We start from the raw sequence: 26,893 nt of genomic DNA, 5'->3' as shown, positions 1-26,893 counted from the left end.
GGTGGATCAGCGCAGGGTTCGGCAGAACATGTCGAGGGTGATTTTGATGATCTCGGTCGTTTCTTCCGTACCGGAGCCGCCGGAGGACTGTGACATGAGACGCAGGGTGCCGGCGCGGAGCACGCCCCAGGCGAGTTCGGCCCGCAGCGCGGGATGGTCACATCCCGCCTCGCGGAGCACGTCACCGAGCGGTTCGATGAGCGACTCGTGCAGCTCGTTCAGCCGTTCCCGGCACTCGGGCGGCAGCCCGAGCGTCAGCGACGCCGGGATCAGCGCGTAGTCGGGGCTGCCGATGAACTCCAGCGCGGTCCTGCCGTACGCCCGGACCTGCTCGTCGAGTGACGCGGCGGACCCGTCGGGCGTGGTCCCCGCCACGGTGGCGCGCAGGCGATCGGCCCAGCGGGGGAAGGCCTCCTCGGTGAGCTGGGCGAGGATGTCGGCGGTGGAGGAGAAGTAGCGGTAGACGCTGGAGCGGGCCAGGCCGATCCTGGCGCCCACCGCCGCCGGAGTGAGCGCGTGCACACCCTGCGCGGCCAGGATCTCGCGCGCCGCCTCCAGCAGGGCGGCGTGCTGGTTGGCCCGGTGGGCGGCGACGGTCGCCGCGCTGATCCTTGGCATCTACACCTCCAGGTGGCGTCCTCCAGTATCGGGCTCGGGCGTCCCTGCTCCGTCCTCGTCCTCGTCCTCGGGGTCTCGGGCGGGAGCGGCGGTGCGCGGAAGCAGGAACGTGAAGCCGAGCCCGGCCAGCAGGACCAGCCCGGTGATGACCGGCACCCTGCGGGTCGCCTCCGTGGCGCCCGCGACCGCCGCCGCGTGGATGGCCGGGTCGCTCAGCTCCGGGATGGCCGCGCCACCGCTCTCCTGCACGGCGTTCGCCACGCTCGTGCGGACCTGCTCCGGGTAGGACGCCATGTTCTTCTCGACCGACGAGCCGAGCCCGGTGACCAGCACCCCGCCCAGAACGGCGACCCCCAGCCCCGCGCCGACCTGGCGGATCGCGCTCTGCAACCCGGAGGCCTGGCCCGCCTGCCGGGCGGGCACGTCGGCCATCAGCACGCTGGTGAGCTGGGCCGTGGCGAAGCCGATGCCGAAGCCGTAGACGAGCATCCAGGGCACGATCCGCCACACGCTCATGCCGGCCTCAAGGGAGAGACCGATGCCGATGGCGCCCACGACCTCCAGGGCGAGGCCGATCTGCACGACCGTCCGCGAGCTCAACTTCCTGGTCAGGCCGGGAACCACGCCGCCGGCCAGGAAGGTGCCCACGGCGAGGGTGGCGATGATGAGGCCGGCCGTGAACGCGCTGTGGCCGAGCGCCGACTGCAGGAACAGCGGCAGCACCAGGATCACGCCGAACTCGCCCAGCGCCACGATCATCGCGGCTATCGCGCCGTAGCGGAAGCCGGGCAACGTGAACAGCGTCAGGTCGATCAGCACGGGGCGCCCGGCCCGCTCGCGGCGCCGCTCCAGCAGGATGAAGGCGGCCACGGCCAGGATGCCGATGCCGAACGCGAAGGGCACCGGGGAGACCTCCTCGAACCGCAGTCCGAAGAGTTCGGCGGCCCGCAGGGGAGTGAGCCAGCCGTACTTCTGACCCTCGATGAGGCCGAAGACGATGGAGAACACGCCCAGTACGATCAGCGCGATGCCCAGCGGGTCGTGGCCGGTGGCCCGATCCTCACGGGAGGAGGGGATGCGCAGCGCGCCGAGCAGGACCAGCGCGCCGATGGGCAGGTTGATCCAGAACGCCGCGCGCCAGCCGTGGTCGGTGACCAGCCAGCCGCCGACCAGCGGCCCGATGGCGGCCATCCCGCCGACGATCGAGCCCCAGATCGCGAATCCGATCACCCGCTGCCTGCCGAAGTAGGTGGAGTTGATGATCGCGAGCGTCATGGGCATGGCCATCGCGGCACCCACTCCCTGGATCCCCCTGGCCCCGATCAGCATCGCGCCGCTCCCCGCGATCGCCGCCAGCAGGCTCGCCACCAGGAAGACCACGATGCCCGTGGCGAACAGCCGCGGCCTGCCGCGCTGGTCGCCGATCCGGCCCAGCGGGATGAGCAGGGACGCGAACACCAGCAGGTAGAGGGAGTTGACCCACTCCACATCGGTGACCGTGAGCCCCAGATCGTCGATCATCGCCGGAACGGCGACGTTCACGATCGTCGCGTCGATGACGACCATCGAGACGCCGACCGCGAGCACGAAGAGAGGCAGCCAGCTTTGACGAGAACTTGGCGACATCATGTCGCGAACTATAGCAACATCATGTCGCTATCTATCCGGGCGTGCGTCGATGTTCCGCCTAGGACGGTCAATGGACTGGGCGCGACCTGGGTGGGCCGGGTAGGGTGGCGATCAACAGCGATGACGGAGACGAGTAGCGCCTCGATCACCGGAGTCGGAGAGAGCCGCCGGCAGCTGCGAAGGCGGACTCCGGCCGGGGTGCGAAGACCCTCCCGAGCTGCGGGGAAGAACGGCCTCCGGGCCCAGTAGAGTCCCGCCGAATCGCCCACGTCAAGGGTTTACAGAGGCCACGCCGCACAAGCCGGCGGCGTGGCGAAGGTGTGGTGGCACCGCGAGGATCCCGCTCGCCCACGCCTCTCAGGGGACGCGTTGCGAACCAGAGGAGGTCACCACCATGCAACGCATCCTGTCCACCCAGCTGTCCGCGCACGTCGGTGAGACCGTACGCGTCGCGGGCTGGATTCATCGTCGCCGACTGCTGAAGTCGGTCGCCTTCCTGATCCTGCGCGACGCCGCCGGACTGACCCAGGTCGTGGTGTCCGAGGAGGCCGTCCGCGCTCGGCTGGAGGCCCTGCCGGAGGAGACGACGGTCTCCGTCGTCGGCACGGTCACCGTCGAGCCGTCCGCGCCGGGCGGCGTCGAGATCACCTCGCCGGTGATCGAGGCACTGACCGACCCCGCCGAGACGGCCCCGTTCGACCTCTACCGGCCCGATCTGCGCGCGAGCCTGCCGACGATGCTCGACCACGCGCCGGTCGCGCTGCGCCACCCGAAGCTCGCCGCCACCCACCGCATCGGCGCGGCCGCGGTCGGCGGCTTCCGTACGGCGCTCGAAGCGATGTCGTTCGTCGAGATCCACACCCCGAAGATCGTGGGCGCGGCGACCGAGAGCGGCGCCAACGTCTTCAAGCTCGACTACTTCGGCCGTCCGGCCTACCTGGCGCAGTCCCCTCAGCTCTACAAGCAGATGATGGTCGGTGTCTTCGAGCGGGTCTACGAGGTCGGACCGGTCTTCCGCGCCGAGCCGAGCGACACCGCCCGCCACCTGGCGTCGTACACGTCCCTCGACGCCGAGATGGGCTTCATCGAGGACCACCGCGACGTCATCGCCGCGTGCCACGCGACGGTCGGGGGCATGCTGGCCGGCATCCGCGCGTCGGCCGGTCCCTCACTTGAGCTTCTCGACGTCACCATGCCCGCGCTGACGGAGAGACCAGTGGTGGTGCACTTCACCGACGTCCTTGAGATGATCAGTAAGGAGACCGGCCAGGACATCACCGCCGAGCCCGACCTCGCACCGGCGCACGAGCGCTGGATCGGGGAGTGGGCCTTGCGCGAGCACGGTTCGGACTTCGTATTCGTCGAGGGCTACCCGGCCGCGCACCGCGCCTTCTACACCCATCCGGACCCGGCGCGGCCCGGCTACTCGCGCGCGTTCGACCTGATATTCCGGGGCCTGGAGCTGGTCAGCGGCGGCCAGCGGATGCACCGGCACGCCGACTACGTGCGAACGCTGACCGCGCGCGGCGAGAGCGACCTGTCGGCGTACTCGGGATACCTCGACGCGATGCGCTCCGGCATGCCGCCGCACGGCGGCTTCGCCTTCGGGCTGGAAAGGTTCATGGCACGCCTGCTCGACGTGCCGAACATACGCCAGGTCACCCTCTTTCCCCGCGACCTGCACCGGCTCGCTCCGTAAACGACCCGCTTGTGGCCGAGGTGGGGGAGGCCGGCGTCCCGGACGATGGTGGGATCAGGTCCGTGGACGCCGGCCTTTTGTACGGTCCACGCCCGGCACGGGGGAGCCGTCGGCGTGGACCGGCTCCGGGGTCAGCGGGATCGGGGGACGGTTCCGTCTGTCCGGAGGTTTGGGGAGGTCAGGGCTGCTGAGGCCGGGTGGGCAGGTCGAACCAGACGACTCGCCCGGTTTCGCTCTCCTTCCAGCCCCAGGCCGATGACAGCTCCTGAACAAGCCACAGACCACGGCCGTTCTCACTGAGCGAGTCCACCTGTGCGGGAACCTGTGGAATGGTGCCTGAGGAGCCCTCGTCGATCACTTCCACATGCAGCGTGTGGTCATGGTCGGCAACCACCAGCCGCAGCATTCCCTGCGGCCTGCGCCCAGAGTCGGAGTGTTGTACGGCATTCGCCACCAGTTCGCTGACCAGTAGCTCAACCTCATCCGCCCTCGGATGACCTGCCACTCCCGGCAACTTCCGTACATATGCCCGCGCCACTGCGATCGAACTCGGCGAGCCGGGGAGATCAACGGCACCCAGAAGCCTAACGGTGCTCATTGCGCCATCTCCCAGACACGGTTTGACGCCTCACTCGACAGTGCCCGCACTCGCTGGCCCTCGCCCCGGCCCCAGGTGAAGAACCACGTTCCCTTGAACCTCAGCGCCATGATCCGCAACGGCCCGGCCGCCCGGGAAACCAGCAGAGCCGGTTCCTTTCCGGTCGGCAGCTCAACCATCGCGCTCAAGCCAAGCTTGTGCAGGTCCCATGCCAATCGGACCAGGTGAAGGTACTGATCTTCTTTCACGCGCCGAGGAATCCGCTGAGTGCTTACAGATGCGCTGCCATTTGTCCGGATAGTGCGACTTTCGGAATCTTGATTTGTCATCTCGGGCTCCAGCTGTGTGAGGTAATTGTCGGTTTATCGTTGCGATCTTCCCTGGTGGCTCGTTTGATGTACGCCCAGAATGCAGGTAGGCATAGCTGTCTCGCATAGGAAGTCGAAGGACAATCCGATTGCAGAAAACCTCGGCTGATGTAAGAGATTTCGCTACCGTGTAAGCAAAGGTCGGCGGTATGCCAAGGAACCTCGGAGGCGGTCATGGTCAAAAACCTCGATTCCCACCTGTCTCCTCTCGCGCGCTTTGGCCGTGAACTGGCCAGATGTCGTAAGGAAGCAGGGTGGTCACAAAGACGGCTGGCCGATCGCCTTGGATGCTCACCGTCTCTTGTGGGGCACATCGAAGCCGGTACCCGCAACCCGCAGCTTGACTTCGCGGAGGCATGCGATCGCGTCTTCAGCCTTCCCGAGAGTGACTACTTCGTCCGGTTATATCGACGGATCCACCAATCACCTTCCGGGCCGGGATGGTTCCTCCGCTGGATTGAGGAGATCGAGCCGGGGGCAACCGTGCTGCGGATCTGGGCACCCTTCTTGATCCCCGGCCTACTCCAGACGGAGGACTACGCGCGAGCCGTCTTCCTCGGTCACTTCTCGACTCCCGAAGCGGAGATAGAAGATCAGGTAGCGGCTCGTATGCGGCGACAGGAAATTCTCAACCGGGATAATCCTCCCGAACTTCGGGTGCTTCTGGATGAGTGGGTGGTCAAACGTCCGATTGGTGGCAGGGGAGTCATGTATCAGCAGCTCGACCACCTGGCGGCTGTCGCGCAGCATCGCCGCGTGACGGTACAGCTCGTTCCGTATGACACTTCTTGCACAGATGGCTTGTTGTCGGCATTCGTCATCGCGGAATTGCCCGATGCCCCACCCGCCGTCTCCGTCGATTCGGCAGGTAAAGGCGAAGTGTCAGCAGAGCATGATCTCGTCACGCGGATCCTGGACCGTTATGACAGACTGAGCACAGAGGCATATCGTCCAGGCGAATCACTCGAAAAGATCAAGGAAGCAGTGGAGCGATGGAGCTTAAAGATCTGACCACCACGGATCTCTCCGGGGCTGTGTGGAAGAAGAGTTCCCGCAGCGGCAACAACGGCGGTGAGTGTGTCGAGGTCGCAACCAACCTTCCTTGCGTCGTAGCCGTCCGTGACAGCAAGAACCCGACCGGCCCAGCGCTCGTCTTCGCCCCTGCCGCTTGGTCGGCGTTTCTGAGTGGCATCAAGGGTGGCGAGTTCGGCATCTGAGGCTGGATCCACCGAGCCGAATCTGAAGTGAAGATCCTGAAATGCGAAGAGCTGCCCTCTGACCTGGGATGATGGGAGTTCTTCAGGCTTCCGTCACCTTGATCGGGAGGACACCTCTCGCGTGTAATTGCTCCACGAATCTGCCAAGACCCATGCGACCTTCGACGCGGAACGCGTGGTCGCGTACGGCGGACCGGGGCCGATAATGCGGTCGGCCTGGGAGAACCGGCGGCCGAGCACGTCGCCCCCGCACACCAAGATCGATGCCGCCCGCGCTCTGGCCTGGGGCGGCCTGGATGCTCCCGCCGACTGGGCGCGCGTGCGGCGTCGTTTCCGTGACGGCCATACCGAGACCTGGTGGGCGGCTGATGCCCGGCTCCGGTCGTGGCAGAACGATCCCACCGGCCGAGCCGGGACCCGCCGGCACGGGTGACCGCTCAACGCCGAGAGCTCCCGGCCATGGCCAGAGGCTCTCGGCGTCTCAAGGGCCGGCCCCGGGACACCCGGTGCTGTGACCGGCGAACCTTCCCGGTCACAGTTCCGATGTTCCTCAGACCCCGAGAATGGTGCTGAATGAGGATCGGGCGGTCAGATGTGCTACTGATGCACGATGGGGAGCGTAAGTATCGGTAGAAGTCGGCGGATCCTGGTTGCGGCCGTCGTGGTGATCAGGCTGGTCGTCCTGGACACCCGGATTTCGCCCTGCCGCCGCCTCGGACCCTCCTGACCTCCATGCAGTGGGTTGCGCTCGTCCTCGCCATGCTGATCGTGTACGGCGCGGCTGTACGGCGCACCGCGGAGGTGGCCGGGGTGGTGGCGCTTGCCTTTGTCGTCATTACGGGTGGGGTCTCCGGCTTTCTGGGGTGGCGGGTCCGTGATGTCGTCGGGAGCCTGTTGCTGGCCGCCGGATTGGCTGCGGTGGCGTGGGCGCTGGGGCGGTGGCGGCGGCGGGTCCTTGCCAAGCGGGATGCGCTCGCCGCCTTTCTGGCGGGGGTTGAGGCAGTGCCCGCGACGGCTGCCGCGGTGGAGCGGCTTCGGCTGGCCGGCGAGTTGCACGACACCGCGGCTCATCGGCTCACCGGCATCGTGGTCGGCGCGGCCTCAGCGCTGCGGCTGGGGGATGCGCGGCTGGTGGCGTCTGCGCTGGAGCATGCGGCGGCTGAGGGGCGGCTGGTGGTGAGGGAACTGGCCGCGCTCACGGATGGCGTTCCCGGGGTGCCACGGCTGGCCGACGTCGACGCGCTGGCCGGACCCGGGGTGGTGTACCGCAGGACGGTGGACGAGGTGCGGGAGGAGGTGGCGGCGGTCGCGTACCGGGTGGTGCGGGAGGCGCTGACCAACGCCGCCCGATACGCGCCGGGCGCGCAGGTGCGGGTGGAGCTCGCCGCCACCGACGGAGACCTGGTGGTGACGGTGATCAACCAGGCCGGGGAAGGCGGCAGGGCGGAGGACGGCCTCGGGGCGGGCAAGGGGCTGGCCGGGCTCAGGGCGGCCGTGGCCGAGTGTGGAGGAACGCTGACCGCCGGCCCCCAGGGTGACGGGTGGGCCGTGGTGGCGTCCTTCCGGATGACGACACGGGGGCGGGGGAGGAAGGACGGGTGGCGGGGGAGACGGGGGGCGGATTGGGCGTTGGCGGCGTTGGCCGTCGGGTTGTCGGTCGGGACCAGCCTGCTCGACAGCGACCCCGCCGACCTGTTGCTTCTCCTTCCCCTCTGCGCTCTCCACGCACTACCGCTCGGCTGGCGCAGACGGGCACCCGGCGTCGCGCTGGCGGTGGCGCTGTCGATCTACCCGGTGCTGGTGGCGACGCGAGCCGTACCGCCCGCGGGAGATGTGTTCCTGTGGTGCTCGTGGGTGGAACTGGCGCTGCTCTACGCCATCGGACTAAGCGGGAAGGGCCTTCCTGCTTGCCTGGGCATGGCGGCGGTAGGTGGGCTGGCGCTGGCGGCCGGCCCGGGGATCACGGGCAACCGGCTGGGCGCGTGGGTGGTGCTGAGCCTGGGCGTCACCGTGCCCGCCGTCACCGCCTGGGCACTCGGCGCGGCCGTCGCGACGATTCGGGCGCGGCGGTCGGTCGGGGAGGCGCAGGCGCGCACGGCGACGGGTGAGCTGACGGCGGCAGCCGTACGAACGGAGCGGGACAGGATCGCGGGCGGCTTGCGGCGTACGGCGATGCGCCACGCGGAGGCGGTCGTGGCGGCGGCAGATGCGGGCCGGCTCGCCGACGCGCTGGCCGAGGCCAGGGGTGGACTCACCACACTCAGAGACCTGCTCGAAGAGCTGGGCGAGACGGGAGATCCGGCCCCTACGCTGGCCGGAGTAGCGGCGCTGGCCTCCCGCAAGGGCGCCATCGTCAAGTTCACGGGCGAGCGCCGCGAGGTGGACCCGGCGGTCCAGGTGGCCGCGTTCAGAGCGGCAGAGCAGTTCTTCGAGCACGGCGACGAGGTGACCGTGACCTACCTGAACGGTGGCGTGAGCATCGAGGGCAAGGCCACGGCCGGGCTCCGGGACCTCGCCGACGCGGTCGGGGGGGAACTGATCACCATGGCTGATGGCACGATACGGGTATGGCTACCCGAATGATCACCATTCTTGTCGCCGACGATCAGGCGGTCGTGCGGGCGGGCATAGCAGCCGTCCTGGACGCCGAGCGCGATATGACCGTGGTGGGTCAGGCGGCCGACGGACAGGCGGCGGTCGAGCTGACTCTCCAGTCGCGCCCCGACGTGGTGCTGATGGACGTCAGGATGCCCGGCCTCGACGGCCTGCGGGCCACGGCGCGCATCACCGCCGAGGTGCCCGGGACGCGGGTGGTGGTGCTGACCACGTTCGGGCTGGACGACTACGTCTTCGGCGCGTTGCGGGCCGGCGCCGCCGGGTTCCTGCTGAAGGACGCGGAGCCCGAGCGGGTGATCGACGCGGTCCGGGTGGTCGCAGCCGGAGACGCCATGCTCGACCCAGGCATCACGAGGCGGCTTATCGACCGATTCGTGCAAGAGCCGCCGCCGTACAACGGCAGCACGGGCATGCTCACGCCGCGCGAGACCGAAGTGCTCAAGCAGGTCGCCACCGGCCTGAGTAACGCCGAGATCGGCGCGGTGCTCGGCATCAGCCCGGCCACCGTCAAGGACCACATCGCGGTGATCCTCGGCAAGCTCGGCGTACGCAACCGCCTTCAGGCCACCATCGCCGCGTACGAGACGGGCCTGGTCCGCCCCGCCGCGCGGCGGGGGGAGCAGCCCATCCCGACGGAGGAAGAACCGGCCTCCCCACCTTCCTAGCGTTGATCCCATGAAGCTTGTCCTGGGGGCCGTCCTTGCCCTGATCCTCTCGCCGCTGATCTTCTTCGGCGTCGCCATGGTCGTGCCCGTGTACCCGGTCTTCGCCGGAGCGGCCGCCGTCTCGATCGTGTCGATCACATGGCTGGTCGCGCGAAAAGCACTGTATGTCGTAGGTATCACCGTTGTGCTCTGCGGTATCGCCGCCGTCACCGTCCTGCTCCCGTCTCCCGCGCCGGTGCCGGTGATTCCGGCGGGTGTGCGGTTCTGGGACCTGCCCACCGGCTCCCGCCTGGCCTATGTCAGCGAACCGGCCAGAGGTACGGCCAGGCCGTATCCGGTGATCTTCCTACACGGCGGCCCCGGCACACCGGGTGAGGGGGTCCCGGAGGGTGGGCGGGAACTGGCCGGTGAGGGGTTCGACGTCTATGCCTACGACCAACTCGGCGCTGGACGCTCCACACGCCTCGACGATGTCAGCGGTTACACGGTGGCCAGGCACGTCGCCGATCTCGACGCCGTCCGCAGCGCGCTCGGCGCCGAACGGGTGATCCTGGTCGGCAGGTCCTGGGGCGGCACCCTGGCGGCCGCGTACATGGCGGCCCATCCCGGCCGTGTCGCCAGGGCCGTGCTGACCTCGCCGGGAGCGATCTGGGAGCCTGCCTATCCCGACGGCGTGGGCTCGCCGTGGGGCAACGGGGACGGGCCCGACGGTTCGCTGCGCTTCCTCGTCCAGAACGTCCTGCTCGGGCTCAACCCGGCGGCCGCGCACAGCATGGTGCCCGACCGCGAGGCGGACGCCTACTTCCGCGAACTGCTCATCTCCGCCAAGGACGCCACCGGCTGCCCGGGGGCGGCGCCCGCGCCCACGCACACCAATCAGCCCGGCTTCTACGTCAACCAGGTCACCTCCGCAGACGCGGAGACCGTACCTGATCCCAGGCCCAAGCTGCGCCAGGTCCACGTGCCGACGCTGATCGTGCGCGGCCAGTGCGACTACCTCAAGTGGCAGGTCACCGACGAATACCGGCGCACTCTGCCGAACTCGACATTCCTCTACGTGCCCGGCGCAGGGCACTCCATCGCCAACGGCCGTCCTGACCTCTACCGCGAGCTTCTGACGGCCTTCCTCCTCGGGAGAAAGCTACCTACGCCCTAGCCAGTACCACAGTCATGCCCCGCGATCTATAGTTTGGTTTATGTCGGATGTGGTGACGTCTGAGGATCTGCAGTCTTGGGCGGCGGGGCTGGATGGATTGTTCGGGCGGGTGGAGCCGCGTCGGCAGGCGCGGGCGTACCTGACGGGGGCTGCTGGCGCCGGTGGAGCGTAAGAACGGCTGGCAACCGGCGGAGGCCGCAGGTGATTCCCAGCCTCATCGGATGCGGCGATTGCTGAACAACGTGCGGTGGGATCCGCGGGACATCCGTGTTGACCTGCGTGATCACCTGATCGAGCAGCTTGGGGATCCGGGCGGAGTGCTGATCGTGGATGAGACCGGGTTCGTCAAGAAGGGCACCCGGTCGGCTGGGGTGCAGCCCAGGAATGGCCGGATCGGCGACCTCATCCTGTCCGGCGGTGAACATCCACCCCACCGAGTCGAGTAGCACCTGATCTCCCATCCGGCGGTCACCGACATTGCGGTGATCGGTGCCGCCTACCCCGGAATCGGCCCAGCGGGTGCTGGCCGTGATCCATCCAGCCGCAGGCGACGACCTGCGGGCCCACTGCGCGGACGCCCTGGCCTCCTGCAAATGCCTAAAGCGCTTGGAGTTCCGCGCCGACTTCCCCCGCACCGAGAGCGGCAAGCTGCTGCGCCGCCGGTTGAGGGACGCGTACGAAAACAACGAAAGGTGACATCGTGGGAATTCTGGATGGCCGCGTGGCCATCATCACCGGCGGAGGCCGCGGCATCGGCGCCGCGCTCGCCCGCGCCTTCGCCCGGGAGGGCGCCTCGCTCGTCGTGAACGACCTCGGGACCGGTCCCGACGGCGCGGGCGGCGACAAGGGGCCGTGCACGAGATCGTCGAGGAGATCAACGACTCGGGTGGCCAGGCCGTGGCGGACGGCGGGGACGTCGCCGACGTGGCGACCGGGCAGCGGCTGGTCGAGACCGTCCTGCCGCTGGAACTGCTCGGCCCGCTCGGCTGCGGCCTGCAGACCGGCGCCGGCTCCGTGCTCGTCGCGCTGAAGGTGCGCGCCGGATCCAGCATCGCGATCTTCGGCACGGGCGCCGTCGGCCTCGCGGCGGTGATGGCGGCCAAGGTCGCGGGCGCCACCGACATCATCGCCGTCGACCTGCATGCCGGGCGGCGCGAGCTGGCCCTGGAGCTCGGGGCGACCCGGGTGGTCGACGGCGCCGACCCGGAGCTGGCCGCGGTGATCGGGGGAGTGGATTATTCCTTCGACACCACCGGCGTGTCCGGGGTGATCAGCACGGCCATCGCCGCGCTGCGCCCGGGAGGCGTGTGCGGACTGGTCGGCGCGGGCGGTGGCGAGGTCACGATCAGCCCGATGGCCCTGGCCGGGCGGAGCGTGACCTACATCCTCGAAGGCGACGCCGTGCCGCAGCTTTTCATCCCCGAGCTGATCAGCCTGTGGTGGCAGGGCCGCTTCCCGTTCGACCGCCTGATCCGTACCTACCCGCTCGGCGAGATCAACGATGCCGAGCGTGACTCCTTGAGCGGTGTGACGATCAAGCCCGTCCTACTGCCGGGCTCATGAGGTCGATCGTGGTCGCCGGCGCGGGCAGCGCCGGTCTCGCCGCCGCCGAGACCATCCGCAGGGAGGGGTACGACGGACGCCTGACCCTCCTCGGCGGCGAGCCCGGGCCCCCTACGACCGGCCGCCGCTGTCCAAGCAGGTGCTGGCGGGAACCTGGGACCTGGGCCGGGTGGCCCTGCGTCCGCCGGAGCACTACGCGGCCCTCGACATCGACCTTCGCACCGGCTGTCCCGCTACCGGGGCCGACCTGGCCGCCGGAGAGGTCGTGCTCAGCGACGGCGGGCGGGTGCCCTTCGACGGCCTGATCGTCGCCACCGGCGTCGAGCCGAGGCGGCTGCCCTTCGGGCACGACCTGGCCGGAGTCCACCTGCTGCGGGACGACCGTGACGTCATGGCACTCCGGGCGGCCTTCGAAGCGGGGCCGCGGCTGGTGATCGTCGGGGCCGGGTTCCTCGGCGCCGAGGTCGCCGCCACCGCCCGCGGACTCGGCCCTGAGGTCACGCTCGTCGATCCGCTGCCGGCGCCCATGCTGCGGCAGCTCGGCGCCACGCTCGCCGGGCGGGTGGCCGAACTGCGCCGCGCCCAAGGCGTACGGCTGCGGATGGGAACCGGCGTGCTCGGCATCACGGGCGAGCGGGGCCGCGTCACCGCCGTCGCGCTGGACGACGGCACGGTCGAGCCGGCCGACTGCGTGCTCGTCGCCGTCGGATCCACACCGAACGTGGCCTGGCTGCGCTCCTCGGGCCTGCCGCTGGCCGACGGGATCGTCTGCGCCGCCCACTGCCGCGCCGCCCCCGGCGTGTACGCCGCCGGCGACGTCGCATCCTGGATCCACCCCTGGTACGGCCGCATACGCCTTGAGCATCGGATGAACGCCACCGAGCAGGGGATCGCCGCCGCGCGCAACCTCCTGCATGGGGATGTTGCCGTGTTCGCGCCCATGCCATACTCCTGGACCGATCAGTACGAAACGAAGATCCAGATCCACGGCGTGATCCCATCCCACGCCGAGCTCGTCGTCGCCGAAGGCGACCTGGACGGAGACCGGTTCACCGTCCTCTACCGGGCGGGCAGCCGCACCCACGCCGTCCTCACCTGGAACGACCCGAAATCCGCGCGCCGCTACCGGCAGGAGCTGGCGGCCGGGGACCCCCCACAAGCCGAAGAAGGCGACCATGACAGAGACGCAGTCCTCAACCCTCGCTGAGACCCTGGCCCAGCGATTCCCCTGGCCTCGGCCGGTCATCGACCCGCCGGACGCCTACGCCCAGCTGCGCGCGGAGAACCCGGTGGTCCGCGTCACGCTGATCAGCGGCCAGCAGGCCTGGCTGATCACCCGCTACGACGACGTCCGGGCCATTCTGGCCGACCCCCGGGTGAGCGCCGACACCCGCAAACCCGGGTTCCCCAGCCTCGGCTACCAGCCATCGGAGCACGAGCGCCCGTTCCTCCGGATGGACCCGCCGGAGCACACCGTGTTCCGCCGCCTGCTGTCGAAGAACTTCATGGTCAAGCGGGTGGAGTCGCTCCGCCCCGACATCCAGCGCCTGGTCGACAAGACCATCGACGCGATGCTTGCCCGGCCGGAGCGCCCGGTCGACCTGGTGGAGCACCTGGCCCTGCCGGTGCCGTCCACCGTGCTGAGCTGGATCCTCGGCGTACGGGCGGAGGACCGCGCGTTCTTCAACAAGGTCACCGAGGCACTGATGAACGGCAGCGACGTCACCGACCCCCAGGCCATGCAGCGCTTCCTCCAGGCGATCCAGGACCTGAACGCGTACACGGCCGAGGTCGTGGCCGAGAAGCAGGCTCAGGAGGACCCCGGCGACGACATCCTGGGTCAGCTCGTCCGGGCCGCCCGCGAGGGGACCGTCACCCACCAGGACATCCTCAACACCGGCCTGCTGTTCGTCCTCGCCGGTTACGACACCACCGCGAATATGACCGCGCTCGGCACGCTGACCCTGCTGCAGCACCCGGACCAGCTTGCCGAACTGCGTGCGAACCCGGCGCTCATCCCGGCCGCGATCGAGGAACTGCTGCGCTACCTGACCATCGTGAACCTGATCGTCCTGCGGGTCGCCGCCGAGCCCATCGAGATCGGCGGTCAGGTGATTCCGGCCGGGGACGGGATCATCCCGCTGAACATCTCCGCCAACCGCGACGACGCCCACTATCCGGACGCGGCGACCTTCGACATCCACCGCGGCGCGCGCGACCACTTCGCCTTCGGCTACGGGGTGCACCAGTGCATCGGCCAGCCACTGGCCAGGGTCGAGCTGCATGTCATCTTTGAGACCCTGCTGCGCCGGATTCCGACACTCAGCCTGGCGGTGCCGGTCGAGGAGATCCCTTTCAAGATCTGGTCGCCCATCAACGGTGTGTTCAGGCTTCCGGTTACCTGGTAAGGAATGACATGATCATCAACGGTGTACATGTGCCGGCGGCCGGGATGTTCGACGTGATCGACCCGGCTACGGGCAAGGTCTTCGCCCAGGCGCCCGACTGCGGCCCCGAGCACTAGTAGGACTTGGTCACCTCGGGTAAGAGACGGTATGTCACCTGCTTTGGGGGCGAGGAAACATGACCCCTCAAGGACTCGAGGCCGTGCGGGCGCGACTGGAGACGTTTGCCGCTGAGGTGTTCTCCTGTTTCGCCCGTACTGATCAGCGGCGGTGGGGCGCGCGGTATGTGCGTGGCCTGCTGAGCGATGTGGCGCGTAAATCGATGCTTGCCGTGCATGTCTCCCAGCCGTCCCACCACCGGCGTCGCGACGGCGCCCGCGAGCAGCGTGGCGGTGATCGCCCAGGTGGTGTCGGACACCGTGGCGCTCAGCAGCCTGGGGAACTGGGGGATCACCAGGGTCTGCATCAGCGAGACCGCGATCCCGGCGAGGGCCGGCACCACCATGACGGTATTCGTCCGCGACGGGGCGGATGCCACGGCAGGTTCGGCATGGGGCATGGCGAAATCTCCGGCCTGACAGTACGGGTGTGGATGGTCTGACAGATTTTAGACAGGTTTTAAGTCAGTTGCTTGACTTAAGTTAACAACATCGGTTGACTGATCGTGACTCGAAGGTCGGTTCTGAGGGGGCATGGTGAGTCAGGGTGACGGTGGGCCGAAGCTGAGCTATCCGATTCCCGGCGAGGCGGCTTTGGAGCCGCCGGCCGAATGGGCGCGACTGCGGCAGGGGTGTCCGGTCGCGCGGGTGACGCTGCCCAGCGGGGACGAGGCATCGCTGGTCACGCGCTATGAGGACGTCAGGCGGGTGCTGTCCGACCCGCGGTTCACCCGGCCGACGCGCGCGGACGACGCGGCCCGGATCTCGGCCAACGAGTCGGGCGGGCTGTTCAACAATGAGATGTCGATGTCGATACCGCAAGCCGGTGAGGGGCATAAGCGGTGGCGGCGGATGATCGGCAAATGGTTCACCGTCAAGCGCATGGCCGCGCTGCGACCGGGGATGGAGGCGATGGCCGAGCGGCTCGTCGACGACATGCTGGAGCGGGGCCGGCCGGCGGACCTCAAGGCGAGCCTGGGCTTCCCGCTGCCGGTGTGGGTGATCTGCGACCTGCTCGGGGTCCCGGACTCGGACCGGGACAGGTTCGCGTACTGGTCCGACACGTTGCTCAACCTGACCCGGTACACGCAGGCGGAGATCGACGCGGCACAGGCCGAGTTCGTCACGTACATGGCCGCCCACATCGCCGCCAAGCGTGCGGAACCGGGCGAGGACCTGCTCAGCGAGCTCATCACCGGCGCCGACGCCGACGGCGAGCGGCTGTCCGACGCGACACTGGTGGCCACCGGCCAGGGTCTGCTGGTCGCCGGACACGAGACCACCGCGAACATGATCGGCAAGATGGTGGCGATGCTGCTGGCCGACCGGCGGCGCTGGGAGCGGCTCCTGGCGGATCGGTCGCTGGTGCGCTCCGCAGTGGAGGAGGCGCTGCGGTTCGACGCCAACCCGGGATTCGGCATGCCGCGCTATCTCGGTGAGGAGATCGAGGTCGCCGGGACCCTGCTACCGCCTGGGACGACCGTGGTGTGCAGCATGGCCGCGGCCAACCGCGACGAGAGTGCCTTCGAGGGTGCCGACGAGATGAACCTCAGCCGCAGCCCGAACCCCCATCTGGCTTTCGGTGTCGGCGCGCACTCGTGCCTGGGGCAGGCACTGGCCCGCACCGAGTTGCAGGTCGTGCTCGAGGTGCTGCTGCGCCGGCTTCCCTCCCTGGAACTCGCCGTTCCGGTGGAAGAGCTGCACAAGGTCGAGGGACTCGTCGTCGGCGGGTTGCGCGAGGTTCCGGTGCGATGGTGACCATGGCCGGCAGGACCGCCAGGGCCGAGCGGGCCGATGCGACGCGGGAGTCGATCCTGGTGGCGGCGGAGCGGTTGTTCGCCGAGCACGGGGTGTTCGCCGTCTCCAACCGTCAGGTCAGCGAGGCCGCGGGGCAGGGAAACAACGCCGCGGTCGGCTATCACTTCGGGACCAAGGCCGATCTGGTCCGTGCCATCGTGCGCAAACACGCCGAGCAGATCGAGCGGGTACGCGTGCGGATGCTGGCCGAGATGGGCGACAGCTCGAACGTGCGGGACTGGGTGGCCTGCCTGGTGCGCCCGAGCGCCGAGCATCTGGCCGCCTTGGGAGACCTCACGTGGTATGCCCGGTTCGGTGCCCAGGTGATGACCGACCCCGCATTCCGCGAAATCATGGTCGACGAGTCTCTCACCTCGCCGTCGCTGCACCAGGTCCTCGACGGGCTGAACCGCTGCCTTCCCGAACTGCCGGCCGAGGTGCGTGCCGAGCGCGGTGACATGGCCCGTCAGCTGATGGTGCACATGTACGCCGAGCGTGAGCGCGCTCTCGCGGAGGGCACCCCCACCCCCCGGTCCAGCTGGCACGACGCCGCGACCGGGTTGATCGACGCGCTCGTCGGGCTGTGGCTGGCACCGGTCACGCCCTGCCCATGACGGGAGCCGTCGCGCCTCGGTGAATCGCGGGCAAAGGAGGAGCTGACCATGAAAGTCACTGTGGACGAGGTCAAATGCCGCGGTGCCGGCCAGTGCGTGCTGATCGCGCCGGAGGTGCTCGATCAGCCCTGCGATGACAGCCGAGAGACGCCGGTCCGACACCGCTCTCGGCGACGACCACTGCCCCTTCAGGAGGGGAAGTGCTCATCAACGCCTGCCGTGAACATGTCGCGGTACGGGTTCCATTGGAGGAATCAATGACCAGTACGTTGAATCCGGCGAGTGAGCACCCCGCGGAGATTCCGGAGTACCCGATGGCCCGGGCGGCGGGCTGCCCGTTCGACCCGCCCCCGACTCTGCGGGCCAAGCAGCAGGAGGGGCCGCTCGCCAAGGTCCGTCTGTGGGACGGCAGCACCCCGTGGCTGGTGACCCGTTACGCCGAGCAACGGGCACTGCTGGCCGACCCGAGGGTCAGTGCCGACGTCACCCGGCCCGGCTACCCGAGCTCGGCCCCCGTCAACGGCTCGTCGAAGGTCAGCTTCATCCTGATGGACGATCCCGAGCATGCTCGGCTGCGGCGGATGGTGACGGCGCCGTTCGCCATCAGGCGGGTGGCCGCGCTGCGGCCGGCCGTGCAGAAGATCGTCGATGACCTGATCGACGACATGCTCGCCGGCCCGAAACCGGTCGACCTGGTCGAGGCGTTCGCCCTGCCGGTGCCCTCACTGGTGATCTGCGAGTTGCTCGGTGTGCCGTACGCCGACCACGACTTCTTCCAGGACAACAGCAAGACCGTCATCAAGCGGGACGCGACGCCCGAGCAGCGGTCGGCCGCCCTCGGCCGGCTGGCCGGCTACCTGAACGACCTGTTGGGCGAGAAGCTCACCAACCCCGGTGACGACATGCTGTCCGGGCTGACCGAGCGGATCAGGACCGGGGAACTGTCCCGGCAGGAAGCGGCCCAGATGGGGGTGCTGCTGCTGATCGCCGGGCACGAGACCACCGCGAACATGATCGCGCTCGGCACGCTCGCCCTACTGGAACACCCCGACCAACTGGCCCTCCTCCGCGACTCAGGCGATGAGCGGCTGGTCGCCTCGGCGGTGGAGGAACTGCTGCGCTACCTGCACATCACGCACAACGGGCGGCGCCGGGTGGCGCTGGAGGACATCGAGATCGCCGGGCGGCTCATCCGCGCCGGCGACGGGCTGATCTTGGCCAACGACATCGGCAACCGTGACCCCGAGGCGTTCCCCGACCCCGACCGGCTGGACATCCAGCGCGACGCCCGCCGCCACGTGGCCTTCGGCTTCGGAGTGCACCAGTGCCTGGGCCAGTCGCTGGCCCGGCTGGAACTGCAGATCGTCTACAGCACCCTCTACCGGCGCATCCCCACCCTGCGGCCGGCCGCGGATCTGGACCAGATCCCGTTCAAGCACGACGGGTCCGTCTACGGAGTCTACGAACTCCCCGTGACTTGGTGACCTTCCCTCGCACGGCAGACAACCGACTACGCCGATAACCAGGAGGATCTCATGAAGGTGACCATCGACCAGGACAAGTGTGTCGCTTCCGGACAGTGCGTGGTCGCTGCCGCGGACGTGTTCGACCAGCGTGACGAGGACGGCATCGTCGTGCTGCTCAACCCGGACCCGCCGGCGGAACAGGCCGCCGACGTCCGGCACGCCGCGGTGGTCTGCCCGGCGCTGGCCATCCACATCGAGGAGTGACGGGCAGATCGACTCCGGACGCTGCGCCATGGTTCTCGATCTCGGTGCTCCGTGCCGCCGCGCCGTGCTCAGCCGTTCTCCGGACCCAGGTCGTCCGTGCGCATGGCCGATCGTATGATCTCTTCCAGGCGCTCGCTGTGCGCGCCGCGCCAGTAGACCTGGCCGCATTCCGAGCATCGGCCGTAGACGTCGTAGGAACGCTTGGTCCCGGGCTCCAGCAGGCGGTCGATCTCGTGTTTCTCGACGGGGATCAACTCCCCGTTGCAGGCCGTGCAGCGGGTCCACGGCCGCAGCGGTAGCGCGAATCGCTCCAGCAGGTCACGGAGCTGATCGTTCGCCTTGTTGCCTCGTACGTAGGCGCCGAGCCAGAGCGCCCGGCGGCAGAGCAGGCCGTGGTCCTGGGTCAGCAGCACGCGGCGTTCCCGGTTCGCCTCGACGACCAGGGAGGGGTCGTCCATGTCGTTGTGGTAGGTCGCGTCCACGCCCAGCAGCCGGAGCCGTCGCACGAGGGTGCCCAGGTGGACGTCGAGCAGGAACCGGGGCGCCTGCTGTCCCGGTTCGAGCGGCACTCGCTGGGGGCGGGGCACGGCGTGAACGTGGATCACGTCACCGGCGGCGGGCTGGTAGGACGGGCCGACCTCCGCGCCTTCGACGGTCAAGGGCCCCACCTCCGGCAGCGGAATGCCAAGTGACTCCACGACATGCCCCAGCGTCGATGTCCCGTCGGGCGCCACCCGCTGCCACTCGCCTCGCCGGCGCGCGGGCAGGAACAGGAGCAACTCGGGGGCGATATGCAGGCGGATGTCAGATTCGATCACACTTTCAGCATGCCATCCTCCGCAGGCGTCTCGAGGCCGTGGTGCGGGATGGGTGACGGCTGTGACCCGGGCCTGCGTGATCTACGTTGGCGTCGACTCTGAGCGCGGGCTTATGGCCAGCGCGGCCAGCTCCGCTGCCTGTTCGGGGTGGAGCGGGGGCAGCGCGGTCAGCAGGCGCAGGTAGATGATGCCCAGCACGGCCTCGGTGGCCAGCGCGACGCTCGGCAGGTTCAGCCGATCTTCTCGCTGGGCCTTTTCCATGATGGGTGCCAAGGATGCCTGCTGGTGCTGATGAGCCTGCGACAGGGCCTTTCCCAGGGCGTCGTCGGCCGCGAAATGCGGTGCGAGCTGTCTGATCAACTCTCCGGCGAGGGTGGTCGTCAGCACGGTGATCTTTTTGTGGAGCAGGGTTTCCAGGGCGGCGGCGACGTCGTCGGTCTCCTCGGTGGTCTCGCTCACCTGGGCGAAGGCCATGTCCACCGCGTCGGAGATCAGCGGGGCGATGTCGGGCCAGCGTCGGTACACGGTGGGGCGGCCCACGCCCGCGCGGCGCGCGATGGCCTCGATGGTCGTCTTGCCCAGCCCGTTCTCCGCGACGATTTCGAGCGTGGCCCGCAGGATGCGCTGAGAGGCGTCACTGTCGAGGGGTCTGCCGCCGCGCGGCCGGTCGATGTCACGCATGGGCTTATCTTCTCACCTAGATACGTTACGATACACAGACGTAATGAATCAGGGTGAGAGGAGCGTGTCATGCCCCTGGCGTTGATCACAGGAGGGTCGCGCGGAGTGGGTGCCGCACTGGCGCACGAGCTGGCACGGCGCGGATATCGGCTGCTGCTGTGCGGTCGGGACGCCGATGCTCTGGCCCGTGTCGCGGCCGCCCTGCCGCAGGTCACGGCAGTCCCGTGCGATCTCGCCGATGTGACGCAACTGCGTCTTCTCGCCGAGGCGGCGACCCGCCTGGGCGAGTTGTCGCTGCTGGTCAACAATGCCGCTGTCCAGGACGTCTACGAACTCGGAGACCTGACACCGGACCAGGGGTGCGATCGCATCAGCCGGGAGATCGCGATCAACCTGACCGGCCCCTTGCGGTTGACGGCACATTGCCTGCCGTTGCTACGGGCCCGGCCAGGCTCTCGGATCGTCAACGTGACCTCGGGGCTGGCCATCGCGCCCAAGCGCGGTGCCGCGGTGTACTGTGCGACGAAATCGGGCCTGCGCACCTTCACCCGGAGCCTGCGCTACCAGGAACAGGCCGCGGCATCGGGAGTGGCGGTCACCGAGGCGATGCTGCCGCTCATCGACACCGACATGACCGCGGGCCGCGGCAGGGGAAAGATCAGCCCGCAGGACGCCGCCCGGGCCATCGCCCGCGCCATCGACCGAAATCGCGACCACGTCCATGTGGGCAAGATCAGGCTGCTCAACGCGCTGCACCGGGTGAGTCCGCGGCTGAGCTACCGGGTGACGCGCGACGGGTAGCACCGCTTTTCGTGACCTGTTCGGAATAGCCGTTGGACGTCGGGCAGGAACCGGGGCGCGCGCTGTCCCGGTTCGAGTGGCACTCGCCGGGGGTGGGGCACGGTGTGAACGTGGACCACGTCACCGGCGGCAGCCTGGTAGGCCGAGGCCGACCTCCGCGCCTTTTCAGGCCGCCTGCACATGGGAACCCCGGATCGCCGCGTGACCGTCCTTGCTCAGCGGTTGTCAGCGATGTGGTTGGCGGCGACGTAGCCGAACGTCATGGCGGGGCCGATGGTGGAACCGGCGCCGGCGTAACTGTGGCCCATGACGGCGGCGCTGGCATTGCCGGCCGCATAGAGGCCGGGGATGACCGCGGCGGCCGGAGAGAGCACCCGGGCCTTGTCGTCAGTGACCATTCCGCCCTTCGTGCCGAGATCACCGGGGACGATCTTGAAGGCATAGAACGGCGGGAGCCACAGCGGGGCGAGACAGGAGTTGGGAATGACCGCCGGGTCGGTGTAGTAGTGATCGTAGGCACTGTTGCCACGCTTGAAATCGAGGTCCCTGCCGGTCGCGGCGAAGCTGTTGAAGCGGCTGATCGTGCCCTGCAGAGTATTGGCGGGGACGCCCATCTTGGCCGCCAGACCCGCGATCGTGCTCGACCTGACGAGGGCACCGTTGCCGTACCACGCGTCCGGGAACGGCAGGGTCGGCGCGAGATCCTTGAAAAGGTAGCGGTTGCGGTAGCTCTGGTCGATGATCATCCAGGAGGGGATGTCCGGCGCCGTGGCGTTCTTCTGGTACATGACATGGACCACGTCGCTGTAGGGCGCGGCTTCGTTCACGAAGCGCACGCCTTGCTGGTTGACGATGATGCTGCCCGGAAGGGTGCGCTCGGCCAGACAGAAGTACGGTTCGCCGGGCAGCGGGATCACCGGCCCCCACCAGGAGTCGTCCATCAGCGCGACCTCGGCGCCGGTCGCGAGGCCGGCCAAGATGCCGTCGCCGGTGTTGGAGGCGGCACCGATGGTCCAATCGGTGCCGATGGGCTGCTGCTGATATCGGTTGCGCATGCCGGCGTTGTGCTCGAAGCCGCCCGAGGCGACCACGACCCCGTACTTGGCCTTGAGCAGGGTCTGCGTGCCGTTGCGGGTCACCAGCACGCCGGTGACCCGGCCCGCGTCGACGCGTAGATCGATGAGCGGGGTGTTCAGCCAGACCGGCACACCGGCCTGCAGCAGTCCGGCCCGCAGCGCTCCGGCCAGCGATTGGCCCATGGTGAGCGGTTTTTTGCCCTGTGCGGTGGCCTTGATCCAGCGATTGTAGGTTTCGAGCGCGATGGCGGCGCCCTTGGCGTTGACCAGGGCGAGGTTGAGCCACTTGTAGTCGGCGCTGAAGACCACCTGGCCGTTCGGAACCGGGATGTAGGCAGGGTTCAGGTTGGCCAGTTCCGGGCCGAGGAGATTCCCGTCGAACATGTCCGGCTCGATGGATCGGCCGTTCGGCAGGCCGCCGGTCCGTTCGGGATAGTAGTCGGAGTAGCCCTCCATGTAGCGGAAGCGCAACGGGCTGTTCTGCATCACGAAAGAGATCATGGCGGGGCCGTTGTCGAGAAACGCCGCCTGTCGGCCCGCGGGCACCTCGCTCCCGACGACCGCCGCGAGATAGGCGGCGGCTTTGGCCGGGGTGTCCGGTACCCCCGCGGCGAGAATGACCTGGTTGTTCGGTATCCAGATCCCCGCACCTGACCGGGCCGCCGAGCCGCCGAATTTGGCCGCTTTCTCGACCACGAGCGTGTTCAGCCCTCGCTCTGCCGCCACCAGCGCAGCAGTCATCCCGGCTGCCCCGGCCCCGACCACCACGACGTCATACTCCGGCGCGTCAGCGATATCCGCATGGGCGGCGACACTGCCGATTATCGTTGAGCCGAACGCGATCCCGGCGCCGGCGGCGGCACCGCGCAGCACCTGCCGGCGGGTCGGATGGGAACTGTGAGCAGGCATTCGAAGACCCTTCGCATGAGAAACGGCCTTGACGGCACCTCGCGCCCGGTACCTGCTGTTGAAACATGTTCTATTTCGAAGTGCCAATCATGCGCTTGGTTGGTATGCCTGTCAACGGCGGACGGCGTCGATCTTGACGGATCCGGATGTCCGCCATCGGGCGTCCGGCCGACTGTGGTTCCCGTCGCTGTCGTCCCTCTGCCACACCGGGCCGCCCTGCTTCGTCGCCGTCGCTCCCATTTTCGGGTGGCGCCCTTGGCGTATCTTCTGATCATGGAGAGGGGCCTGATCGAGCGGTCTCGTGTGGTGACGAGTAATCCCAAAGAGCGGGCGAGAAGGAACTTCGGCACGGCAAGCCACATTCGAGTGACTGACCCGGCACCCACTACCTCGAATCTATCCAGCCAAAGACGAACGCAGCACTGGGCCATACAGGGAAAACCCAGGTCGACGCAGCATTTCCGACTGAAGCGTGCCCCCAGGAGAATTCGCCCACCACGATAGGCCCTCACGCGCCGAGCTGCGTAAACGAGCCCATCGTGACCCCAACAGAGCAATTATCTGTTGAACTCGGGTCGGTATTCAGGACCGAATGAGAACTAGGCATTGCCCTAGATACACCGTCCTTACAATCCCGGGGAAAGTAGATCATGAACTGAGGCCAGCCCCTTGGAGACAACCCCATGAGCAAACTGGCGACTTCGGCGGATATAGCTGTTGTGGGTCTTGCTTGTCGGTTGCCTCAGGCCGATGGTCCAGCGGCGTTCTGGGACTTGTTGACCGGTGGGGTCGACGCGGTCACCGAACGGACCGGTGACGGTGGGCCGAGGTGGGCGGGACGGTTGGCGGACAAGGCGGCTTTTGACGCGGCCTTCTTCGGACTCTCCCCACGAGAGGCCCGGTACACCGATCCGCAACAGCGGATCATGCTCGAACTCGGCTGGGCGGCGCTGGAAGACGCCGGAATCATCCCAAATGTTCTCAAAGGGACGCCGACCGGCGTTTTCGTCGGTGCGATGGCCGACGACTATGCGTATCTGAGCCACCGCGCCGGGCGCATCGGCCACCACTCGCTGACCGGAATCGGCCGCGGGATCATTGCCAACCGCCTCTCGTACTTCCTGGGTGTCAACGGGCCGAGTCTGACCGTCGACACCGGGCAGTCCTCGTCATTGGCCGCCTTGCACCTGGCGTGCGAAAGTCTGCGGAGCGGCGAGAGCGAGATCGCCCTGGTCGGCGGCGTGAACCTCATCATGGCCGAGGAGAGCACCAATATCGTCGAGGAGTTCGGTGGGCTGTCCGCCGACGGGCGATGCTTCACCTTCGACGCTCGCGCCAACGGTTACGTGCGCGGTGAGGGCGGCGTCTGTGTCGTGCTCAAACGGTGGGAGGACGGCGACGACGCGTACGCCGTCATACGGGGGACCGCGCTGAACAACGACGGTGGCGGTGACTCGCTCGCGGTGCCGCGCGGTGAGGCGCAGCAGGCGGTGATTCGGGCCACTTGTCGCCGGGCGGGGGTGGCGCCGAGCGATCTGCACTACGTGGAATTGCACGGGACCGGCACGGCGGTCGGCGACCGGATCGAGGCGGCGGCGCTCGGCGCGGTCTTCGCCCCGGGCCGGGACTCGCCGTTGCTGGTCGGGTCGGTCAAGACGAACATCGGTCACCTGGAAGGCGCGGCCGGGCTGGCAGGTTTCCTGAAGGCCGTGCTTTCGCTGCGGCACCGGATGATTCCGCCCAGCCTGAACTTCGCCGAACCCAACCCCGAGATCGACTTCGACGCCTGGCGCCTCCAGGTCGTCCAAGAGAACACCCCGCTGCCAGACGGTGCGGTGGCGGGTGTCTCGTCGTTCGGAGTCGGCGGGACCAACTGTCACGTCGTGCTTTCGTCGACCGGGCGCGGGGCCGACGCACCGGAGAACCCCGTCGAGGCACCGCTGTTGTGGCCGATGTCGGGCAAGACGGCGGGCGCGGTCCGCGACCAAGCCCGCGCCCTGCACGCGGAGCTTCTGTCCCGTCCCGACCTGAGTCCCGCGGACGTCGGCTTCTCGTTGGCGACGACCCGCACCGTGTTCCCGCACCGGACGGTGATCAGCGCAACCAGCCGGACCGAGTTTCTGGGGGCTCTCGACACCCTTACCGGACCGAACGTGGTCAGCGCCAAGGCCCGTGCCGAGGTGAAACCGGTCTTCGTGTTCCCTGGGCAAGGGACGCAATGGGTTGGTATGGGGACCGAGCTCCTTGACACGTCACCGGTCTTCCGCGAGCAGTACACCGCCTGCGCGGAGGCGTTGAGATCGTTCGTGACCTGGGATCCGTTCAGCGTGCTCGACGACGAAGCCGCGCTCGCCCGAGTGGATGTCGTGCAGCCGGTGCTGTGGGCGTTCATGGTCTCCGCCGCCGCGCTTTGGCGTTCCTACGGTGTCGAGCCCGCAGCGCTCGTCGGTCACTCCCAGGGCGAGATCGCCGCAGCGAATGTGGCCGGCGTGTTGTCCATAGAGGATGGTGCGCGTGTCGTTGCCATGCGCAGCAAGGTCATCGGTGCGAGGCTTGCCGGTCGCGGGAGGATGGCATCGGTCGCGATGTCCCTCGACGAGCTGCGACCGTTGCTCCCGCCGGTAATCTCGGTCGCGGCGGTCAACGGCCCCAAATCCGTCGTCGTGGCAGGTGAACCTGGTCCGATGCGGCAGCTCGTCGACGAACTTACCCAAGCCGGTGTCAGGATCAAGCTGATCGGTGTCGACTACGCCTCCCACACGGCACAGGTCGAACCTGTCATGGCGGAGCTGGCCGAGCTGCTCGCTCCGATACGACCACAGGAACCTCGGATTCCCATCCAGTCCACGGTGGACGGTAGCGAAGTGCTGGACGGCGACTACTGGGTGCGCAACCTGCGCCAGACCGTTGAGTTCGAGGCGGCGACGGATGCGCTGAAGGCCGCCGGGCACGAGGTCTTCCTGGAGATGAGCCCGCATCCGGTGCTGACGCCCTCGATAGAGGGTGATGTCTCGGTGGTGGGCACACTGCGCCGCGACGACGGAGGACTCGACAGGTTCCTGCTGTCCTTGGCGACCGCGTACACCCACGGCGTCACCGTGGACTGGCACGCGGTGTTCGATGCCGGGCGCCGCGTTCGGTTGCCGGGCTATGTCTTCCAGCGCCGGCGGTACTGGCTTGACGAGCCGGAGAAGGCCGAGCGGCCGGCCGCGGTGAACATGGCCGGAATCGTCGCCGCTGAGATCGGTGCCGTGCTCGGCCACACCGACCTCGACCCCACTGCCACGTTCAAAGAACTCGGCATCGACTCGGTCACCGCGGCCGACCTGCGGGCGAGACTCGTCGCCGCGACCGGGCTCTCGCTGTCCACCACGGTGATCTACAACCATCCGACTCCGGCGGCGTTGACGTCCTACCTGGACGCTCTTGCCGACGGATCGGAGCCGGTCCGGGTGAACCAAGATCTGGTAGCCGGCGACGACGATCCCGTGGTGATCGTGGGAATGGCGTGCCGTCTGCCGGGGGGAGTGGACTCGCCGGCCGCGCTCTGGCGTCTCATGGACTCCGGTGCCGACGCGATCTCCGCGTTCCCGGTCGACCGTGGCTGGGATCTCGACGCGTTGTCAACGCTGCCGCAGCAAGGCGGGTTCCTGGCCGATGCGGCCGGGTTCGACAGCGACTTCTTCGGGATCTCGCCGCGTGAGGCGCTGGCGATGGATCCGCAGCAGCGGCTGGCGCTGGAGGTGACCTGGGAGGCGGTGGAGCGGGCCGGGAT

The 26,893-nt window shown here is 68.3% G+C and carries 23 protein-coding genes and 5 pseudogenes; 20 read left to right on the top strand and 8 right to left on the bottom strand.

Going from position 1 to position 26,893, the window contains the following annotated elements; genetic code table 11:
• Window positions 1-6: 6 nt before the first annotated feature.
• Together ACWD3H_RS25000 and ACWD3H_RS24995 are read right to left on the bottom strand one after the other, a co-directional pair.
• Window positions 7-618 carry a TetR/AcrR family transcriptional regulator gene (locus tag ACWD3H_RS25000; RefSeq protein WP_451956689.1) on the bottom strand — a complete coding sequence of 204 codons (612 nt, stop codon included), beginning with the start codon at window positions 616-618 and terminating at the stop codon, window positions 7-9.
• Entirely contained in the window at window positions 619-2,247 is a 1,629-nt protein-coding gene (locus ACWD3H_RS24995; RefSeq protein ID WP_451956688.1) for an MFS transporter, read from the bottom strand.
• A 394-nt stretch (window positions 2,248-2,641) separates the two neighbouring features.
• Between ACWD3H_RS24995 and aspS the strand changes: the two genes are divergently transcribed.
• The gene (gene aspS / locus ACWD3H_RS24990; protein ID WP_451956687.1) at window positions 2,642-3,946 is read left to right on the top strand and encodes an aspartate--tRNA(Asn) ligase; all 1,305 of its coding nucleotides are present in this window, start codon (window positions 2,642-2,644) and stop codon (window positions 3,944-3,946) included.
• Window positions 3,947-4,124: 178 nt separating this feature from the next.
• Here aspS and ACWD3H_RS24985 read toward each other — a convergent pair whose 3' ends face one another.
• Both ACWD3H_RS24985 and ACWD3H_RS24980 read right to left on the bottom strand, forming a co-directional pair.
• Window positions 4,125-4,544: an ATP-binding protein gene (locus ACWD3H_RS24985; RefSeq protein ID WP_451956686.1), complete on the bottom strand. Its 420-nt coding sequence runs from the start codon at window positions 4,542-4,544 to the stop codon at window positions 4,125-4,127.
• Window positions 4,541-4,732 (bottom strand): hypothetical protein, encoded by a 192-nt coding sequence (locus ACWD3H_RS24980; RefSeq protein WP_451956685.1) that lies wholly within the window; start codon window positions 4,730-4,732, stop codon window positions 4,541-4,543. The genes ACWD3H_RS24985 and ACWD3H_RS24980 overlap by 4 nt, the downstream gene beginning before the upstream one ends.
• 354 nt (window positions 4,733-5,086) lie before the next feature.
• Between ACWD3H_RS24980 and ACWD3H_RS24975 the strand changes: the two genes are divergently transcribed.
• The 13 genes and pseudogenes from ACWD3H_RS24975 to ACWD3H_RS24915 form a co-directional block, all read left to right on the top strand.
• Window positions 5,087-5,923: a helix-turn-helix domain-containing protein gene (locus ACWD3H_RS24975; protein WP_451956684.1), complete on the top strand. Its 837-nt coding sequence runs from the start codon at window positions 5,087-5,089 to the stop codon at window positions 5,921-5,923.
• The gene (locus ACWD3H_RS24970; protein WP_451956683.1) at window positions 5,905-6,129 is read left to right on the top strand and encodes a DUF397 domain-containing protein; all 225 of its coding nucleotides are present in this window, start codon (window positions 5,905-5,907) and stop codon (window positions 6,127-6,129) included. The genes ACWD3H_RS24975 and ACWD3H_RS24970 overlap by 19 nt, the downstream gene beginning before the upstream one ends.
• A 127-nt stretch (window positions 6,130-6,256) precedes the next feature.
• On the top strand, window positions 6,257-6,562 hold the full coding sequence (locus ACWD3H_RS24965; protein ID WP_451956682.1) for a hypothetical protein: 306 nt from the start codon (window positions 6,257-6,259) through the stop codon (window positions 6,560-6,562).
• A gap of 299 nt (window positions 6,563-6,861) precedes the next feature.
• A complete protein-coding gene (locus ACWD3H_RS24960) occupies window positions 6,862-8,712 on the top strand; it encodes an ATP-binding protein (RefSeq protein ID WP_451956681.1) in 1,851 nt (616 codons plus the stop codon).
• The gene (locus ACWD3H_RS24955; RefSeq protein ID WP_451956680.1) at window positions 8,697-9,410 is read left to right on the top strand and encodes a response regulator; all 714 of its coding nucleotides are present in this window, start codon (window positions 8,697-8,699) and stop codon (window positions 9,408-9,410) included. The genes ACWD3H_RS24960 and ACWD3H_RS24955 overlap by 16 nt, the downstream gene beginning before the upstream one ends.
• Before the next feature lie 10 nt (window positions 9,411-9,420).
• Entirely contained in the window at window positions 9,421-10,566 is a 1,146-nt protein-coding gene (locus ACWD3H_RS24950; protein WP_451956679.1) for an alpha/beta fold hydrolase, read from the top strand.
• Window positions 10,567-10,606: 40 nt separating this feature from the next.
• Window positions 10,607-10,943, top strand: a pseudogene (locus ACWD3H_RS24945) (transposase); the annotation flags it as partial.
• 112 nt (window positions 10,944-11,055) lie between these two features.
• Entirely contained in the window at window positions 11,056-11,262 is a 207-nt protein-coding gene (locus tag ACWD3H_RS24940; RefSeq protein ID WP_451956678.1) for an AMP-binding enzyme, read from the top strand.
• A gap of 4 nt (window positions 11,263-11,266) precedes the next feature.
• Window positions 11,267-11,335: pseudogene (locus ACWD3H_RS24935) on the top strand (hypothetical protein); the annotation flags it as partial.
• An 83-nt stretch (window positions 11,336-11,418) separates the two neighbouring features.
• Window positions 11,419-12,129 (top strand): zinc-binding dehydrogenase, encoded by a 711-nt coding sequence (locus ACWD3H_RS24930; protein ID WP_451956677.1) that lies wholly within the window; start codon window positions 11,419-11,421, stop codon window positions 12,127-12,129.
• A 139-nt stretch (window positions 12,130-12,268) separates the two neighbouring features.
• Window positions 12,269-13,336: an NAD(P)/FAD-dependent oxidoreductase gene (locus tag ACWD3H_RS24925; protein ID WP_451956676.1), complete on the top strand. Its 1,068-nt coding sequence runs from the start codon at window positions 12,269-12,271 to the stop codon at window positions 13,334-13,336.
• Window positions 13,305-14,537 (top strand): cytochrome P450, encoded by a 1,233-nt coding sequence (locus ACWD3H_RS24920; protein ID WP_451956675.1) that lies wholly within the window; start codon window positions 13,305-13,307, stop codon window positions 14,535-14,537. The genes ACWD3H_RS24925 and ACWD3H_RS24920 overlap by 32 nt, the downstream gene beginning before the upstream one ends.
• A 175-nt stretch (window positions 14,538-14,712) precedes the next feature.
• Window positions 14,713-14,859 (top strand): annotated as a pseudogene (locus tag ACWD3H_RS24915) (IS701 family transposase); the annotation flags it as partial.
• On the opposite strand, the pseudogene ACWD3H_RS24910 reads toward ACWD3H_RS24915, so the two are convergent.
• A pseudogene (locus tag ACWD3H_RS24910) lies at window positions 14,854-15,039 on the bottom strand (MFS transporter); the annotation flags it as partial. The pseudogenes ACWD3H_RS24915 and ACWD3H_RS24910 overlap by 6 nt on opposite strands.
• 187 nt (window positions 15,040-15,226) lie before the next feature.
• Here ACWD3H_RS24910 and ACWD3H_RS24905 point away from each other — a divergent pair.
• The 4 genes from ACWD3H_RS24905 (at window position 15,227) to ACWD3H_RS24890 (ending at window position 18,833) form a co-directional block, all read left to right on the top strand.
• Window positions 15,227-16,450, top strand: coding sequence for a cytochrome P450 (locus ACWD3H_RS24905; RefSeq protein ID WP_451956674.1), 1,224 nt, complete (start codon window positions 15,227-15,229; stop codon window positions 16,448-16,450).
• Window positions 16,451-16,452: 2 nt separating this feature from the next.
• Window positions 16,453-17,103, top strand: a complete 651-nt coding sequence (locus ACWD3H_RS24900; RefSeq protein ID WP_451956673.1) for a TetR/AcrR family transcriptional regulator — start codon at window positions 16,453-16,455, stop codon at window positions 17,101-17,103.
• Between the two features lie 257 nt (window positions 17,104-17,360).
• Window positions 17,361-18,587 carry a cytochrome P450 gene (locus ACWD3H_RS24895; protein ID WP_355613839.1) on the top strand — a complete coding sequence of 409 codons (1,227 nt, stop codon included), beginning with the start codon at window positions 17,361-17,363 and terminating at the stop codon, window positions 18,585-18,587.
• 51 nt (window positions 18,588-18,638) lie between these two features.
• The gene (locus ACWD3H_RS24890) at window positions 18,639-18,833 is read left to right on the top strand and encodes a ferredoxin (RefSeq protein WP_350923953.1); all 195 of its coding nucleotides are present in this window, start codon (window positions 18,639-18,641) and stop codon (window positions 18,831-18,833) included.
• Window positions 18,834-18,901: 68 nt separating this feature from the next.
• On the opposite strand, the gene ACWD3H_RS24885 is transcribed toward ACWD3H_RS24890, so the two are convergent.
• Window positions 18,902-19,651 (bottom strand): Mut7-C RNAse domain-containing protein, encoded by a 750-nt coding sequence (locus tag ACWD3H_RS24885; RefSeq protein WP_451956672.1) that lies wholly within the window; start codon window positions 19,649-19,651, stop codon window positions 18,902-18,904.
• Between the two features lie 81 nt (window positions 19,652-19,732).
• Complete coding sequence (locus ACWD3H_RS24880) at window positions 19,733-20,332, bottom strand: TetR/AcrR family transcriptional regulator (RefSeq protein WP_451956671.1); 600 nt, start codon at window positions 20,330-20,332, stop codon at window positions 19,733-19,735.
• A gap of 69 nt (window positions 20,333-20,401) precedes the next feature.
• Between ACWD3H_RS24880 and ACWD3H_RS24875 the strand changes: the two genes are divergently transcribed.
• Window positions 20,402-21,133 (top strand): SDR family NAD(P)-dependent oxidoreductase, encoded by a 732-nt coding sequence (locus tag ACWD3H_RS24875; RefSeq protein ID WP_451956670.1) that lies wholly within the window; start codon window positions 20,402-20,404, stop codon window positions 21,131-21,133.
• Between the two features lie 215 nt (window positions 21,134-21,348).
• On the opposite strand, the gene kstD is transcribed toward ACWD3H_RS24875, so the two are convergent.
• Window positions 21,349-23,082, bottom strand: coding sequence for a 3-oxosteroid 1-dehydrogenase (gene kstD / locus ACWD3H_RS24870; RefSeq protein ID WP_451956669.1), 1,734 nt, complete (start codon window positions 23,080-23,082; stop codon window positions 21,349-21,351).
• A gap of 797 nt (window positions 23,083-23,879) precedes the next feature.
• Here kstD and ACWD3H_RS24865 point away from each other — a divergent pair.
• Window positions 23,880-26,893: pseudogene (locus ACWD3H_RS24865) on the top strand (type I polyketide synthase); the annotation flags it as partial.

Source organism: Streptosporangium sp. NPDC002607 (assembly GCF_053592655.1).
Note: the sequence above shows the minus strand (reverse complement) of the source record. Positions and strands in the feature narration are given on the sequence as shown.